This is a genomic window from Thalassotalea litorea, from assembly GCF_043642205.1.
GTDB classification, from domain to species: Bacteria; Pseudomonadota; Gammaproteobacteria; order Enterobacterales; family Alteromonadaceae; genus Thalassotalea_A; species Thalassotalea_A litorea.
On the sequence record NZ_JBHZSG010000015.1, the window covers coordinates 55282 to 72008 of the forward strand.

General features: G+C 44.1%; 14 protein-coding genes. 5 read left to right on the forward strand and 9 right to left on the reverse strand.

The genetic code is table 11. The features are described 5' to 3' along the window. Nucleotides 1–7 precede the first annotated feature (7 nt). Nucleotides 8–2770, reverse strand: a complete 2763-nt coding sequence (locus ACHUFQ_RS09195; protein WP_394174942.1) for an insulinase family protein — start codon at nucleotides 2768–2770, stop codon at nucleotides 8–10. Nucleotides 2771–2948: 178 nt separating this feature from the next. Continuing rightward, nucleotides 2949–3812 carry a universal stress protein gene (locus ACHUFQ_RS09200; protein ID WP_394174944.1) on the reverse strand — a complete coding sequence of 288 codons (864 nt, stop codon included), beginning with the start codon at nucleotides 3810–3812 and terminating at the stop codon, nucleotides 2949–2951. Between the two features lie 373 nt (nucleotides 3813–4185). Here ACHUFQ_RS09200 and ACHUFQ_RS09205 point away from each other — a divergent pair, with 373 nt between their 5' ends. Together ACHUFQ_RS09205 and galU are read left to right on the forward strand one after the other, a co-directional pair. Continuing rightward, entirely contained in the window at nucleotides 4186–5262 is a 1077-nt protein-coding gene (locus tag ACHUFQ_RS09205; protein WP_394174946.1) for an NAD-dependent epimerase, read from the forward strand. Between the two features lie 90 nt (nucleotides 5263–5352). Continuing rightward, nucleotides 5353–6261, forward strand: coding sequence for a UTP--glucose-1-phosphate uridylyltransferase GalU (gene galU / locus ACHUFQ_RS09210; RefSeq protein WP_394174948.1), 909 nt, complete (start codon nucleotides 5353–5355; stop codon nucleotides 6259–6261). Nucleotides 6262–6403: 142 nt separating this feature from the next. On the opposite strand, the gene ACHUFQ_RS09215 is transcribed toward galU, so the two are convergent. Genes ACHUFQ_RS09215 through ACHUFQ_RS09245 form a run of 7 tightly spaced genes read right to left on the reverse strand, consistent with a single transcriptional unit; the run spans nucleotide 6404 to nucleotide 12401 of the window. Continuing rightward, nucleotides 6404–7366 (reverse strand): alpha/beta fold hydrolase, encoded by a 963-nt coding sequence (locus tag ACHUFQ_RS09215; protein ID WP_394174950.1) that lies wholly within the window; start codon nucleotides 7364–7366, stop codon nucleotides 6404–6406. Further along, on the reverse strand, nucleotides 7353–8213 hold the full coding sequence (locus ACHUFQ_RS09220) for an aminotransferase class IV (RefSeq protein WP_394174952.1): 861 nt from the start codon (nucleotides 8211–8213) through the stop codon (nucleotides 7353–7355). Before ACHUFQ_RS09220 ends, ACHUFQ_RS09215 begins: the two co-directional genes overlap by 14 nt. A gap of 14 nt (nucleotides 8214–8227) precedes the next feature. Beyond that, the gene (locus ACHUFQ_RS09225; protein WP_394174954.1) at nucleotides 8228–9088 is read right to left on the reverse strand and encodes a glutamate cyclase domain-containing protein; all 861 of its coding nucleotides are present in this window, start codon (nucleotides 9086–9088) and stop codon (nucleotides 8228–8230) included. Beyond that, complete coding sequence (locus ACHUFQ_RS09230) at nucleotides 9085–10083, reverse strand: 5-oxoprolinase subunit C family protein (RefSeq protein WP_394174956.1); 999 nt, start codon at nucleotides 10081–10083, stop codon at nucleotides 9085–9087. Before ACHUFQ_RS09230 ends, ACHUFQ_RS09225 begins: the two co-directional genes overlap by 4 nt. Next, nucleotides 10080–10835, reverse strand: a complete 756-nt coding sequence (locus ACHUFQ_RS09235) for a 5-oxoprolinase subunit B family protein (protein WP_394174958.1) — start codon at nucleotides 10833–10835, stop codon at nucleotides 10080–10082. Before ACHUFQ_RS09235 ends, ACHUFQ_RS09230 begins: the two co-directional genes overlap by 4 nt. Continuing rightward, the gene (locus ACHUFQ_RS09240; RefSeq protein ID WP_394174959.1) at nucleotides 10826–11551 is read right to left on the reverse strand and encodes a 5-oxoprolinase subunit PxpA; all 726 of its coding nucleotides are present in this window, start codon (nucleotides 11549–11551) and stop codon (nucleotides 10826–10828) included. The genes ACHUFQ_RS09235 and ACHUFQ_RS09240 overlap by 10 nt, the downstream gene beginning before the upstream one ends. A gap of 34 nt (nucleotides 11552–11585) precedes the next feature. Continuing rightward, the gene (locus ACHUFQ_RS09245; protein WP_394174961.1) at nucleotides 11586–12401 is read right to left on the reverse strand and encodes a putative hydro-lyase; all 816 of its coding nucleotides are present in this window, start codon (nucleotides 12399–12401) and stop codon (nucleotides 11586–11588) included. Nucleotides 12402–12816: 415 nt separating this feature from the next. On the opposite strand from ACHUFQ_RS09245, the gene recR reads away from it, so the two are divergent. The 3 genes from recR to adk all read left to right on the forward strand — a co-directional run bounded on the left by recR (nucleotide 12817) and on the right by adk (nucleotide 16579). Further along, the gene (gene recR, locus ACHUFQ_RS09250) at nucleotides 12817–13416 is read left to right on the forward strand and encodes a recombination mediator RecR (RefSeq protein ID WP_394174963.1); all 600 of its coding nucleotides are present in this window, start codon (nucleotides 12817–12819) and stop codon (nucleotides 13414–13416) included. 259 nt (nucleotides 13417–13675) lie between these two features. Beyond that, a complete protein-coding gene (gene htpG, locus ACHUFQ_RS09255) occupies nucleotides 13676–15616 on the forward strand; it encodes a molecular chaperone HtpG (RefSeq protein ID WP_394174964.1) in 1941 nt (646 codons plus the stop codon). 318 nt (nucleotides 15617–15934) lie between these two features. Further along, on the forward strand, nucleotides 15935–16579 hold the full coding sequence (gene adk / locus ACHUFQ_RS09260; RefSeq protein WP_394174966.1) for an adenylate kinase: 645 nt from the start codon (nucleotides 15935–15937) through the stop codon (nucleotides 16577–16579). Nucleotides 16580–16727: the final 148 nt, after the last annotated feature.

The window sequence follows — 16727 nt, forward strand, 5'->3', positions numbered from 1 at the left end:
TAACTTGCTAATTTTTCAGTGGATATTTACTGTGAAAAGAATGGATGTTAGTAAAGACTAAAGGTTGGTTTTTACCATGACCAATCTGGGCTTCAGGTTTGTCACTACAGATAATGACCGGCTGTATGGCTGATGGGCCGGTTAACTGATTTTTTACAAACTCAACAACTTTGGCTTCGGTCAATTTACCAATTTCCGCTTTGAGCATCTCTCGATTGTTAAATTCGTAATCGTGGTTGGTTATGCTATGCCAGAAACGTTGACTGCGGATCCTCGGGCCAGAATCCTTAGCATCGAGTTGATTAATGATGCCTTGCTGCAACTTTTCCCAACCTTCAATCTGTGCTTTTTGCGCAAATTCCGATAGAAAATTAGATATTTCGGATTCAAGAGCGGAACTCGTTACATTGGGAGACTGCACAAAACAGGCAATTCCAGGATAACGATTCATCGGCATATAATTTACCCCCAGCAAATATCCCAGTTGCTTGACGGTCCGTAGTTGATGAAAAAATTGCGGTGCAATGACCTGACTGGCAATAATAGCCATGGCTTTGCTGGCAAAATCTTTGTCGGGCAAAGGAAAGTAAATTACACAAGCGTTATCATTATCGGCGACAGGCACGGGGACATGTGCAGGCGTCTTTTCCTGAAAATTTACGATGTCCGGTTGCACCAACGCCGTTTCGCGCATGGAGGCACCAAGATGTTGCTCAATACTTTTTGCAATCGCTAAAGCATCGTCTTTTCGCCAGTTACCGTATGCAAAAGCTTCAATACTCAGTTTTTGAAAAAGCTCCGCACAAAAACCTGTAAAGTCATCAAATCCGACATTGCTCAAAGAGCTGGCAAGTTGCAATGCATGCGGACTATGAGGTTTGAACAATCCGTTTAAAACGGCAAACAGTTGCGATACTGATTTACCTTGTCTGATGTCCTGCCAATTGCTTATTAGTTGTTTTTTAAATAGTTGAAACCGCTCTAACGGCAAAGCATGGTCGCAAATCGCCATCAACAAGTTTTCCAGAAGTAACGGTTGTTTCTCGCTTATCCCCGATAGTTGTAATGTAATCCCACCTTGATGAGCGTAAATTTGATAATGGATCCCAGCTAGTTCAGCCTGGTAGTTTTGTTCCTGTACCGATTCGCTGAATAATTCAACAAACAGGCGTGTCATCGCAATGTGTTTGTCAGATTTAGTGGTAAATCCTGATTCGAGGCTGACAAACATTTGTCCTTTTGGAGAGCTAAATGTTTTGTCTTGTTTGAACCAAAAGTTAAACCCGGGCTGCTCGTATATTTTTATCGGAACAGCCGTCGTTTCGTTTTCAAATAATTCTGGATTTGCAACGATAAATGGATTGGCATCAGGTAGCTTTAATTCTTGGTGTATTGACGTATCTTGCCAACGTTTAAGCTGATTATCTGCAATGCGATTAACATCATAAGGGGTTTGATACCAACGACTGATTTTGCTGGTGTTGACACCTTTGCGGATTTCCATAACCCGCATATTCTCAGGCGTGAAATAGGTAAGAAAATGCTCAAGTAGCTCAGGATTAAATGCTTTTATCTTATAGTCACCATAAACATAATCTTTTGGTGGATAGTGTTGCATATTGATCGCCAGCTGGTTGACGTTATCGATAGGTTTGCTGGTTTCTTTGTAGTTGAATGCGAATTCAGTCAACGCCTGTTTCTCATCAAAATACCGTGCCTGAATACCTCGTTCTTTTAATAGACGAAGGTAGGAAAATAGCAGTTCAATGATGTCATTTTGATAACGCTCTCCTTTTTCCGTCAAAGCAATACTGATATTAAAGTCTTTAAAATTTGAACCATTAATGCCGCCACCAGAGGTCAGTGCCATCGCCCATTGTCGCTTTTTCAAGATGGATAAAATGCTACCAGGTCCTTCGTGCCCTAGTAAATAACTCAGATAGCTTACCGGTTTATATTCGTAGTAATCATCCAGACCTGGCAAAGCAAAGGTAATGATCAATTTACGCTGTGATTGTTGTGGGGGGATCGACAAGGTGATTGCGAGGTGTTCTGGCTGATAAAGCGGCTCGGTAATTGCTGCTTTGGGCGTTGATGCGGCCCTGATCGCGTTAAATTCAGTCTCAACCCATTCTTGTACCTTAGCAATAGCATAGGGGGTTTCAACGGCTAATGTCATCGCTGTCGCATGGTAATAACGTTGAAAAAACTGTTGCAACGCTTGCTGCAACGTTTCCTCTGGTTGATCTATTAAAGTTGTTAAATTGCCGACGGAAAATTTGCTGAACGGGTGCTGTGGGTTGACGGTTTCTTTTTGAGCGTCATAGATGCGGCGTGCGTCTTCCTTTAGTTTCATCTGGAATTCGGCATCAACGTTATTTCGTTCCGTCTCGATATGCTCTGCTGCGAGCAATGGTTCACTGAAAAAACGGCTGAATCTTTTTAACGCCGGTGCAAAAAATTTGCTGTCGATATCAAAGTAAAAACAGGTGTGCTCGGAACCTGTCCAGGCATTGTTGCTGCCATTGTGTTGACTAATAAATTGCTGATATTCGCCGCTATCAGGAAAACTTTCGGTCCCCAAAAACAACATATGTTCGAGGAAATGAGCAAGCCCCTGAGTTTGTTCAGGATCATCGAAATGACCGGCGTTGACAACCAGTGATGCCGCGGCTCGGGTAGATTCAGTATTTTCAACAATCACCACCCGCAGACCATTATCCAGAGTTATAGGGTGATATAGCCGATGATCATTCGGGCTGGTTTTCAAGCAATTCTCCGTTCAGGGTGTTGCCGTGTTTGGCAAGTTAAGTCGGTGTTTAATGGTTGCTTCGACAGGTACTTCGCCGCCCAAATCTAAGGCTCAATATTCAATAATATAGTTGAAAATTGACAAGGAGAGAGGATTAAAAAGCAGAGCCTGGTCAAGGTCAGGCTCTTATCATCGGTTAAGGTTTGAGGGTTAATACGTTAGTCTTTAACAAACTGAGAATTTCTTCAGCCGTGTTGCCAAGTAGCTTTCCAGTGATACCTGACCGGCCAATCGTCCCAACCACAACCAGGCCTACGTGCAGTTTTGCTGCCAGGCTAGGTATAACTTTTTCTGGCTTGCCTGCATTTACATGAAAATTTTCTACAGCAATGCCATAGGTTTTGCCTAAATGGTTAATTTTGTTCTGCAAATTCTGACGCGCATCTTGTTCGATTTCATCGAGGTATTGAACTCCGAAATCCCGCAAAATATCCGAGACGACAGGCGTATAACACACATCGAGAGGAACATCGAAAACTGTCGCTAAATATTTAGCGGTAGCAAGAATCTTTTCATTAAGTCGTTGTTTTTCCTCTTGCTCTGTTTGAAGGTCAATAGCCGCCAAAATACCACTTTGCTTACGCCACTTTTTCTCAGCAACGATTAACACTGAGGCAGGGCATTCTCGGATCAAGTGCCAGTCAGTCGGTGTGTAGAACATGGTTTCTGAGCGATGCCCGGTTTTCATCACCATCGCAGGTTTATTTTTTTCTGCGTAACTATTAACCCAGGTATGAAGATTTTTCTCCCAGACAATCTCATAACTAAACGGGATTTCATCTTCGAGCAACTGTTCTAATTGCGCCTCGGCTTTTTCATTTAAGCGGATCAGCAAAGATTGTTTGAGTGCATCGCCTTTACTCCCCATACCCCGTAGATTTTCATAATAAAAATACACTATGTGCAGTTTAACATCGTCGGCGATTGACAATCGCTTCGCCTGCTCAATGGCAGTTGTTGTTTCAAAATTGGGATCTGCAACCACAAGAACGTTGCGCATTAGTTTCTCCAAACTTTATAGGCCTAACGTTAAGAATAATGTTTCCTAGACATTTTGCTTTGATTTAGAACAGCATAATTCTTTAAAAATTAGTAAGTAAACAATATTCCTACAATGCTATCTGTTTTCGCGTTAAGGACTTGATTCAGCAAGAAAACCGGTTTAACAAATATCAAAGATTAATATGATTTTTTTATTTAACCTTAATAATATCGACTATATTTTGATGAGGCGGACGTTTTTTTAAGCTCTAGCGTTGCAGTCTTTGGATATGTCAAAGCCCCTTCGCCGCTTTGGTGAAGTATGTGTTAAGGGTAAGGAAGTAAAATCCGGCACGCTTTGATTTGAGTACCTCTTAAAATATGGAAGACTTATGAAATACTTGGTTACTGGCGCTGCGGGCTTTATTGGTCATTTCGTAGCAACACGTTTGTGTGAGCAAGGGCATGAAGTCGTTGGTTTGGATAATCTCAACGACTATTACGATGTAAACCTGAAACTGTCACGTCTTAAAAAATTACAACAATTTTCCAGCAAGCAACAATCACAAACCCTGGTTGCAGGTTCAGATATTACAACCCAGGCTCAGTCCCAAACCCATGGCGGGCAATTTCGGTTCGTAAAACTCGACCTAGAAAATCGCGAAGCTATGGCCGAATTGTTTGCCAGAGAAAAATTCCAAAGAGTCATCCATCTGGCAGCTCAAGCTGGGGTGCGTTACTCTATTGATAACCCAATGGCTTATGCTGATGCTAACCTTATCGGACATCTGGCGATACTCGAAGGGTGCCGTCATAATAAGGTTGAACATTTAGTTTATGCCTCTTCTAGCTCCGTTTATGGGCTTAATAAGCAAACACCTTTTGCCACATCAGACAGTGTTGATCATCCTGTATCGCTTTATGCGGCGTCGAAAAAAGCTAATGAGTTAATGTCGCACAGCTATTCACACCTGTATGGTATTCCAACCACAGGTTTGCGTTTCTTTACGGTATACGGACCTTGGGGACGTCCAGATATGGCTTTGTTTAAATTTACCAAAGCTATGCTCTCAGGTGAGCCCATTGATGTATATAACTATGGTGATATGAGCCGAGATTTTACTTACATTGATGATATCGTTGAGGGTATAATGCGGGTGCAAAATCATATCCCAACTATCGATACTGACTGGTCCGTAGAAAGCGGTTCCGCAGCGGTGAGCTCGGCGCCTTATCGGGTGTTTAATATTGGTAATGGTAGTCCGGTTAAATTGATGGACTTTATTAAAGCACTGGAACAGTCTTTGGGAATGGAAGCGAAGAAAAATCTTTTGCCTATGCAACCTGGTGATGTACAAAAAACCTTTGCAGAGGTAGAAGACTTATATTCAGTGACCGGGCATCGCCCCCAAACATCCGTTACGGAAGGGGTCGCCAATTTTGTTCGCTGGTATAAAGAATATTACTAACACGTGAATTAATTTAATCTGTAATTATCATGAAAGTGCATTGATTCCGTGGTAAAAAGCAATAAGAAAAGAATTAAATAAGGAAGTACTATGTCTGTAAATGCAGGAAAGAGTATTCGTAAAGCGGTAATTCCTGTCGCAGGGTTAGGCACACGGATGTTACCAGCCACGAAAGCTATCCCTAAAGAAATGCTACCCGTAGTTGATAAGCCACTGATTCAATACATTGTTAATGAATGTATTGCTGCGGGTATCAAAGAAATCGTCCTGGTAACGCACTCCTCAAAAAATGCCATTGAAAATCATTTTGATAAATCATTCGAGCTGGAAACCTCGTTAGAAAAACGCGTCAAGCGTAAACTACTTGAAGAAATTCAGGCGATTTGTCCAAAAGATGTCACCATTATCCAGGTGCGTCAGGGAGAAGCCAAGGGATTGGGACATGCCGTATTAAAAGCTTTGCCCATAGTTGGTCATGAACCATTTGTTGTCGTATTGCCTGACGTATTAATTGATGATGCTTCCGCAAATCTAAAAACTGAAAACCTGGCAGCAATGATGTCCCGATATGAGACCACCGGGCACAGTCAAATTATGGTTGAACCGGTACCCATGGAAAAAGTGAGTGCGTACGGCGTTGTTGATTGTAACGGTCACGAATTGAACGCTGGAGATTCCGCGCCAATGACAGCTGTTGTGGAAAAACCCGCGCTAGAAGATGCACCATCAAACCTTGCGGTAGTTGGACGTTACGTTTTATCGGAAGAAATTTGGCATTTGCTTGAATTTACACCACCAGGCGCAGGTGATGAAATCCAATTAACGGATGCCATTGCCAGTTTGATGAAGATTGAAACCGTTGAAGCGTTCCATATGACCGGTAAATCCCATGATTGCGGTTCTAAAATGGGCTATATGAAAGCCAATGTAGAATATGGTTTACGCCACCCAGAACTTGCCGAAGGCTTTAAAGAGTATCTACAATCGGTTTTGAAATAAACTTTCCAGCCGTATCATTTTCGAAAGGCTCTGATTTTAGTATCAGAGCCTTTTTCGTTTCTATTCGCTTGCAATAATACCATCGAACGAACGTTTAACGCGTATCACTTTCTGTCGTATATTGTATTGAGTCTTTGGGCCGCTAGGTCTCTTTAGTGTTCAAATTTTGATAGAACTTAACCAGGTGTTTTACAAATTGTGATGGCCTTTCAAGGTGTGGATAGTGACCCGTGTTTTCCATGGCGATTGTGGTCTCGTCTGGTTTGATTTGTCGAAATCGAGTTATCATCTGTGAGCCACTAATGGGGTCATCGCTCCCTGCAATTAGCCCCGTCGGCACTAACGTGTTTGCTAAGCCACCTTCCCACCGTTGCTGGTATTTTATTCGTTCCTTCATATATCGGATTAATAGGGGAAAAACCCGTTTACCTTGTTGCAGGTTAAGCAGTTGCCAATACTGCTGTAGTTTTTGTTCGGTTAATGGGACGGAGAATATCCTGTCCATGGAATGTCTAAATTGCTTAAAGCCTATCATCGGGGCAATGAATTTCCCCAACCGGGATGCGAGAAGTTTTTGAATGGGTAAAGGCTGATGAAAATCGGCAAAGATACCGCCATTGGTAAGGACCAATGATTGAATACTTTCTGTTTCCTGCAAGCGTATTAATAATTCGATGGCCACGGTATCACCAAAATCATGGCAAAGGATATGGTGTTTTTCGATATCTAACTGGCTAAGCAATGCTTGGGTTATATTGGCCTGAAGAAAGATTGAATATTCTATTTTGGGTTTGTCGCTACAGCCAAAGCCAAGAAAATCCAGGGTTATCAGGCGAAAATCTTTGGTTAACTGAGGCCAGATCGCCGCAAAGTCCCAGCTGCAAGTCGGAAATCCATGCAGTAATAACAATACCGGTTTTTGCGTTGTTGTATCTTTCGCAACGCTTTTAGAGTCGATTGGTGATCTGCTATAAAGAGCGGACAGATCATCAAAATCACTATCCCGATAAAATATTTTATGATCACCGTAGTTGAAATAACGGCCTTGTTGATACCAGTTGTCGGCGTGATCTATGTCTTTATTATCGCACTTACTGATAGTCAAACTGGTGCTCGCTAAACAGAGATTGTGCCTGCAGCCAGATATCGCCAACCTGACCATTACCGACCGGTTTGTTATCGATGGCGATCACCGGTGCGACTTGTTTCGTTGAGCTTGTGATCCAGACTTCATCGGCTGTTAACACTTCCTGTTTACTGACCGCGCGTTCTGCAATGTTTAGGCGTGAATACTTTCTCAATACATCGAGCAAAATTAAGCGGGTGATGCCTGGCAGTATCTGATTATCTAAAGGCGGTGTTATTACCGTATCGCCTTTGACGATAAAGGCATTACACGCTGCCGCTTCGGTTAACATATCATGGTCATTAAACAACAATACTTCATCAAATCCATCTTTATAACCCTGCTGAAAATGCATCACATTACCTAACAAAGCGGTAGATTTAATATGACAACGTTGCCAACGCAAGTCCGTTAAGGTTTTTACCTTAAAGGTTTTTACTTGAGATTTAACCGCCTTAGGGGCTTCTGGAATCGCAAATGTGTAAGCAAAAACTGTCGGAGAAATGTGGTTCGGATATGCATGGTATCGGGTTGGACTGGTGCCTCGTGAGACATGCAAATAAATTCCCAGATTCCCATTACCGTTTTTTTCGACCAGTTGCTGGCATATTTCCAGCCATTTGGATTGCGTATAATCCAGTGCGATGTCTACCTCTGCAAGGCCTTGATTTAAGCGTTCGATATGTGGCGTAAATCCGACAAACTTTCCATCGTAGCTGGGGATCACTTCATATATACCGTCACCAAACAAAAAGCCTCTGTCCATCGGCGATATCGTTGCCTGTTCAGCCTTCATAAATTCATTGTTTAAGAATACCCAGTTCATCGGTTGTTCTACCTTTATCGCTGTAATTGCGAAATATGGTCTTCGCAAAGTCGAGTTATTTGTTTAATGATTTGTTCGCCTGCGCTAAAGCACAAGCTGTCTTCGGTTAATTGATTTTGGCGGGTTACACCATCGACACTGCCATTGAGTGATAAAAACATCAACAATGCCTTGGTATTGATTCGCGTTAAAAACGATTGTTGGTGCCAGATAGCTAAAAAGGCAATCAAGCCATACGCAGCCCAATTGGATACATCGGCAATGATAAGCTCATCACATTTTGTAACCGAAGGCGTGATATCGAGTGATGCAATGTGACTGGCAATGTTGCCCATACCTATCTCATTACCGCCATCACCGATGGCAATCGTCGGGCATGCTGCCAGACGGATAAAGTCATCAAATCGCGCACAACGATGGGAAATATCTTCGCCACGCATATTGCGATAGGTATTATCTTCGGTCAACCCCGGTCGCTCTATGGCGATAATAAGTTCGGGGGCCAATTGTTCAACAACTCGGGCTATCTGCCGCTCTTTGTTAAATCCGAGTGGGATCTGAGCACAACGATATTTAGGCTGCAGCGCCTGATATAGGGGATTGCCGCAAACGATCACCACGTTTTTTCCAAGCTCTTTAAGACATTGATAGAGTGCTAACGCACCCACCGGGCCGTCGGTTTCAAAGGTATCGGCAACTGGGAAGCCGGTCGCGATGACAATAGTACCCGCACAATCGTCAATACGTTTTGCCGCCCTGTGAATATAGCCCGGGTTAAGAAACTGCCGGGCAAATTTCATTTGTCTCAGATCCCGGCTGACCAACAACTGTTCAATCGCGTCACTTAATGCTATTTCCTGACGTGTTTGGGTCATGTATTGACCGCCTTTTTAATAAATGAAATCTGCTTAAATCGGGATTGCGCCAGGTGTAGTTCGTTGTGAGCAGTTTCGATACTGATTGGCTCAAAGCGAACTTTTGTTCCTTGCTGACACTGACCTAATAGATAGGCATCGAGGGAAAAGACGGAACCCATTTTCGGGTACCCCCCGATGGTTTGCCGGTCATTTAATAAAACAATGGGCTGGCCATCGGCCGGTATCTGTACTGCGCCAAATGCAATGCCTTCGCTTAACAGGCTTGGCTCTGGGAATTTGATGGCCGGGCCTTGCAGGCGATAGCCCATACGATCCCACTGGCTGGACACCTGATATTCACCGCTGAAAAATCGTTGCCGTTGCGTGTCAGAAAACTGTCGATATTGATAGCCGCAGATCATTCGTAAGGTTAGTGACGTCGCGTAGTGGGGGATCGCCTCTTGTGGCAATGCATTGGTGTGAGTACAAGGCTGTTCGTAAACGGGTAACCAGTCACCTTTTTCCAGAACCGAACCATTGAGACCGCCGATTTTTTCTCGGGTAACGGTTGAGCAACTGCCAAATTGTGGCGCGATCTGAATACCGCCCTTTATCGCCATATAGGCTCTTATGCCATTTTGACTAAATCCTATTTCAATCAAATCCCCTTTTTCAACGGCATGACTTTGCCAGTTGCCAACGACACGGTTATTGATTTTTATTTCAACGGCTGCGCCGGTCACGGCAATACTGGATTTACAGTTGCTATGCAACTTCACACCGCCATAGGTGATTTCCAAAGCGGCACAGCCACGGGAGTTTTCCACAAGGCGATTAGCCCAGTAAAATGCCATGCGATCTGCAGGCCCTCCAGTGGTCAAGCCTAATCGCGCCTGGCCTATTCGGCCAGCGTCTTCAATCAGAGTATGCATGCCAGGGTGCTCAACATAAAAGCCAGACATCCTGGCTGACGTTAATGTTGAAGCTATTGTTGCTTTTTTCCCAGAGGTCATAGTTGACCTCCAAGCGCAATAAATTGCTTTTCGGTGATCGCTTTGAACCGGACTTTATCACCAACCGAAACCGGACTAGGCGGATCATTGTCAGGGTTAAACATCGGAGTAGGGCAGCGGCCAATAATATTCCAACCGCCAGGAGAGGTTGCTGGATAAACAGCGGTTTGCTTGTCAGCAATGGCGACAGAGCCTTTTGCGACAGCCGAACGTGGTGTTGCCAGCCTTGGCATGGCGATAGATTCATTCACTTCACCGAGGTAGGCAAAGCCAGGCGCAAAGCCGATGGTGTAGACGTAGTACTCTTGTTGCTGGTGGCGCAGAATCACTTCATCGATGCTCAGACCCGAATGCGTCGCAATTCTGGGTAAATCCGGACCGACTTTAATATCATAAAATACTGGTAAAGTGATGGTACGGGTTGGTGCAGCCTGTCCCGTCGTTAAGCCGGATAACAGTGATTCTATCTCGACGCGAACATGGAAATGGTCAACCTGCCAAACGTCGAAAGTAACCAATAGTGAGGCGTATGACACAATGGTATCAACAATTCGCTCCCCTAACCGGGAATTAAGCAAGGTTTGAGCCCGGTTTATTGCTGAACATAATGCCGGAGTCACGACTGGCTTAACGTCCGGGTTATCGCTACCAAAATATACTATCAACGAATTTTCCGATGCAACCTCGATGTAAAAAGGTATGTGTACACCGTTGTCTGGCTGTGGTGCTTCATCGTTCGCAGTTATTGACATAAGGCTTTAATGTCCTTCACTAAAGCAATGGCATCCAGGTTGTCTCCATGGACGCATAAGGTGTCGGCTTTTAACGATAGACGATTCCCTTGGTTGGTAATAACAACACCATCGTTAACCAATCCTTTCACTTGTTCCATCACCTGGTCTTTATTGAGCACGGCGCCAGGTTCTGATCGTGGTGTAAGCAAGCCTTGATCCGTATATCGTCGATCAGCAAAAGCTTCGAATAGCAATTCAACCCCATAGTCGTTTGCGATTTTTTGATAATGTTCCGCATTAGCCGTTGCCAGGATCATCAGTTTGAGGGGACGGTAATAGTCATTGATACTTTTAACAACTGCGATAAATATATCATCGTTGGCCATCATATCGTTGTACAGTGCGCCGTGGGGTTTGACATACTTAACCAAAGCGGCCATCGATTGGGCCATGCCATCAATAGCGGCAATTTGGTAGTGCATCAGGTTGATGATTTCCCGCTCGGTATGCTTAATCGAACGGCGACCGAAGCCAACGAGATCCTGATAGGATGGGTGTGCGCCGATAGTCACTTTATGTTTGATTGCAAGGGCAAGCGTCTGTTGCAGGATATTCGGATCGGAAGCATGAAAACCGCAGGCGATATTGGCCATATCGATATGCGGCATGACTTGCTCATCTAAGCCCATGGTCCAGGCGGCAAAACTCTCGCCTAAATCACAATTTAACTTCATGTTGTATTCCCTTGCTTTCATTTTTGGTTACAGATTAGAGGATAGACAGCTGGCTATTGCGAATATCCGTAATTAACATGCTTCCCGGACTATGGGTAATGCTGATGCTTGGTCGGGCATTGCTGATGGCTACCTGTGGGGTCACACCACAGGCCCAAAACACCGGAACCTCGTCAGGTTTTATGGTAACCATATCACCGTAATCCGGTTTGCTAATCGCATGAATACCAATGTGCGCCGGGTCGCCAAAATGCACTGGCGCACCATGTACGTTGGGAAAACGGCTACAAATCTGGATAGCTCGAATGGCATCACGTGCTTTCATCGGACGCATGCTTACCACCATATTTCCGCTAAATACTCCGGCGCTCTTACAAGGTATGCTGGTGTTATACATAGGGACATTGACCCCTTCGGAAATATTTCGAATATCAATGCCATCATCCAGTAATGCTTCTTCAAATGAAAATGAACAGCCCAACAAAAAGCTGACGAAATTATCCTGCCAAAGGTCATAAATATCAGTAACCTGTTTGCGTAATTCGCCTTGCCTAAAAATGTTGTACTGAGGAATGTCGGTACGGATATCAATATCTTTCCCGGCATCGGAAATGATCGGATTGCCTGGCTTATCCGACATCGCGATAATTGGGCAGGGTTTTGGGTTTCTTTGACAAAAAAGCAAAAAGTCAGCGGCAAGTTCCTGCTCAAGAATAACCAGATTGCATTGTACAAAGCCTTTTGCCAGCCCTGAGGTATGCGAAGTGAATTCAGCAGTTCGAATAGCCTGACGGATGTGCTCTGGGCTCGATGATGCGTCGAATGTACGGGTGATTTGAGGTTCAGGCATGGCGTAATTCTAAAACGTAACGTATTGGCTAACTCTATATTTTAAAGAGGTTTTTAGCAAATTTGACCGTGCACAGAAATATATCAGAATATTTTATTTAATTAAAATTAATTTTCAGAATATTTTATTGTGTTGTTGGTGATGTTAGTAGGGATTACGGCGGCACCTGCTATGCCATTGATAAAAGACGTTTCGTTTTTAACCGTAACCCACTCTTGCTCCGTAGACACTTTTTTTTGCTCCGAGGGGGCGAATCAGCGTCCTGTTTTTAATCTTGTTAAGTTGGTGTGCTTTTCCTGAGTTTTGAGGCCTGAAGCCGACGCTATAGCTCTTCAAGACTAAAGCTCTCACTGCTTCACTCTTTTCTATGACCTGTGTTATTCTTGCGGGCATTGTTATTTCACCAGTCACAGCTATGAAACTTAGTCCGGTTGTTCAGGAACTTATTGATAATTTAAAGCATTTGCCCGGTGTGGGGCCTAAATCCGCGCAACGTATGGCATTTCATTTACTCGAGCGCAATCGCAAGGGGGCGACCAAGCTTGCAAACTCGATGGCAAACGCTATGGAGCAGGTTGGACATTGCCAAAGTTGTCGCACGTTTACCGAGCTTGAACAATGTGACATCTGTGCCAGCCCGAAACGTCAGGCCAGTCGCCTGTTATGTATCGTTGAATCACCATCGGATATTCTTGCTATCGAGCAAACCGGTGAGTTTATCGGTCGCTATTTTGTCCTGATGGGGCATTTATCGCCTATCGATGGCATTGGCCCTGAAGAGTTAGGTCTGGACCAGTTGCAACGCTTATTGGCCAGCAATGAATTTGATGAAATGATCCTGGCAACCAACCCCACCGTCGAAGGCGAAGCAACCGCTCACTTTATTGCTGACCTTGCCGGTTCCTACGATGTAATGGTCTCGCGAATTGCCCATGGCGTACCGGTAGGTGGCGAGCTCGGTTATGTTGATGGTAATACGTTATCTCATGCCTTTTCTGGTCGTAAAACGCTTTAAATCACCGTTAAAAGGGCTGAGCTGATGAGGTTTTGCAGATAATCGCGATTCAGCCCTTTGATTTCCGCCTGTTTTTTTACACATGGTGGTCGCTCAATAAAAAAAATTACCAGATAGCTCTTTAAAACCTTTTTCCTATCCCCACATTGATCTCTAGAAACAATGCCTCGGCAATCATACCAATTCCAATTCCAATGCAATCGCATTGCACTGGGAATTGCTATAACTATCGACACACAACATTAGGAGAAAGGTGTTTATGTCTGATTCAGGTCATAAAGAAGTTCACGGCTTTCAAACTGAAGTAAAGCAATTACTACAATTAATGATCCACTCGTTATATTCCAATAAGGAAATTTTCCTTCGCGAGTTGGTTTCTAATGCGGCGGACGCGGCGGACAAGTTACGTTTTAAAGCATTGTCAGATGCCAGCTTATACAATGGCGACGGCAACTTGCGGGTGCGCATTAGCGCTGACAAAGACAACAACACCATTACCATTTCCGATAATGGTATCGGCATGACCCGTGATGATATTATTACCCACTTAGGTACTATTGCTAAATCAGGTACTGCAGATTTCTTTAGCCGCTTGTCCGGTGACCAAGCGGCCGACTCACAATTGATTGGTCAGTTTGGTGTCGGTTTTTATTCGGCATTTATTGTTGCGGATAAAGTGGTCGTTCGTTCACGCGCTGCTGGCGTCGATGCTGATCAGGCGGTTGAGTGGTCATCTAAAGGTGAAGGCGATTTTTCTGTTGAAGACATCGAAAAATCGGCCCGCGGTACCGACATTATTTTATTCTTAAAAGACGATGAGAAAGAGTTTGTTGATGACTGGCGCCTGAAGTCTATCGTCACCAAATACTCGGATCATATTTCCATCCCGGTGGAAATGCTGACGCCAGAAGTGCCGGAAGTCCCAGAAAGCACAGGTGAAGATGGCGAAGTGATCCCTGCCATACCGGGCAAGCCTGCGCAATGGGAAGCGGTTAATAAAGCCGAAGCGCTTTGGACTCGTGAAAAGTCTGATATCAAAGATGAAGAGTATCAGGAATTTTACAAGCATGTATCCCATGATTTTGCCGAACCATTGCTTTGGGCGCACAACAAGGTTGAAGGTAGCAGTGAATACACCTCGCTTTTATATGTGCCGAGTAAAGCCCCGTTTGATTTATACAATCGCGAAAAACAGCATGGCTTAAAGTTGTATGTGCAGCGCGTATTCATCATGGATGACGCGGAGCAATTTATGCCGTCTTACCTGCGTTTTGTAAAAGGTCTGCTCGATTCTAACGACTTACCTTTGAACGTATCACGTGAGATTTTGCAGGATAATAAAGTTACTCAGGCAATGCGCAAAGGTTGTACTAAACGTGTACTGACCATGCTTGACCGTTTGGGCAAAAATGACCAGGAAAAATACCAGGGCTTCTGGAACGAATTTGGTCAGGTGCTCAAAGAAGGTCCTGCTGAAGATATGGCTAATAAAGAAGCTATCGCTAAGCTTTTACGTTTTGCATCAACGGAAAATGACACTGCAGTGCAAAATGTATCTTTGACAGACTATATCGAGCGTATGAAAGACGGTCAGGATAAGATCTATTACGTGGTAGCTGACAGCTTTGAAGCGGCGAAAAACTCTCCGCATCTGGAAGTCTTCCGCAAAAAAGGTATTGAAGTATTGTTGCTGTCGGATCGCATCGACGAATGGTTAATGAGCCATTTAACCGAATTTTCTGAGAAACAATTCCAGTCGGTGACTCGTGGTGGACTTGATTTGGGCGATATGGATGACGAGCAGTCGAAAGAAGCTCAGGAACAACTGGAAAAAGAATTTGATTCGGTTGTTACGCGCTTAAAAGACAGCTTAGGAGAGAAGGTTAAGGACGTTAAAATTTCGCAACGTTTGACAGATTCTCCGGCCTGTATTGTGACCGACGAGCACGACATGAGTTCGCAAATGATCAAGTTGATGCAGTCTGTTGGTCAGGAAGTTCCAGAGTCTAAACCAATTTTTGAAATAAATGCGGAACATGACTTAATAAAGCATATGGCCGATGAAGCGGACAATGACAAGTTTGGCGAATGGGCTGAAGTCTTATTTGAACAAGCGATGTTAGCCGAACGTGGCAGCTTGAAAGACCCGGCAAGTTTTGTTGCCCGTCTTAATAAGCTTATGTTGAGTCTGACTAAGTAATGTCTGCGGGCATGGATGGATTCCATGCCTGATATTCAGTCAGCAAAACAAAAAGCATTTCCAATCCATGCTAAACGAGAAACCCGTGAGCACTAATATCGCTCAATCGGTTTCTCGTTTTTGTTTGTACTAAGACCATCCCATCGGATATCAATCGTTGCTGATTGCATACAAAATTGTTCAGTTATTTTGCCCAGCGCCCCTTGTTTGCGCCTTGCCATACAAGTATGATTATGCCTTTAAAAAATACAGATTCTTTGCTACACAATAATTGGCGAAGATAAGATTTAATCCGACTATTTCTTAGGGTTTAGCAATATGCGCATTATTTTATTGGGTGCACCTGGTGCCGGTAAAGGAACACAGGCACAGTTTTTAATGAACAAGTACGGTATCCCACAGATCTCTACTGGTGATATGTTACGTGCAGCAATCAAGGCCGGCACTGAGCTAGGTAAACAAGCCAAGCAAGTGATGGATGCGGGCCAGTTGGTTTCTGATGAATTGATCATTGGCCTGGTAAAAGAGCGTATTGCTCAGCAGGATTGTGAAAATGGTTTTCTGTTAGACGGTTTTCCGCGTACCATTCCTCAAGCTGATGCAATGAAAGCTAACGAAATCAATGTTGACAGCGTAATCGAATTTGACGTCGCTGACGAAGTTATTGTTGAGCGCATGGGCGGTCGTCGCGTACATCCTGGCTCTGGCCGTGTTTATCACATCGTTTATAATCCACCTAAAGTGGAAGGGAAAGATGATGTAACCGGTGAAGATCTCGCTGTTCGCCCTGATGATGAAGAAGCAACAGTTCGTAAGCGCTTAGGAATTTATCACGAGCAAACCAAGCCGCTAGTGAATTACTATCAGGCAGAAGCACAGGCTGGCAACTGTCAGTACCTGACTATCGATGGTACGCAAAAAGTCGAAGACGTCAGCGCAATTATTGCCGAGAAGCTAGGTTAAGCCAGCAATCCGTTTTTTTTAAAAGCCACCTTCGGGTGGCTTTTTTGTTTGCGCGGAACTTGGCGGCGCTGTCTTATACCAATCCCATTAAGTTTGTGCACAACTCAGAGTTAGGGCAGAGGTTCAGTTACAACATAGATTTCGTTGA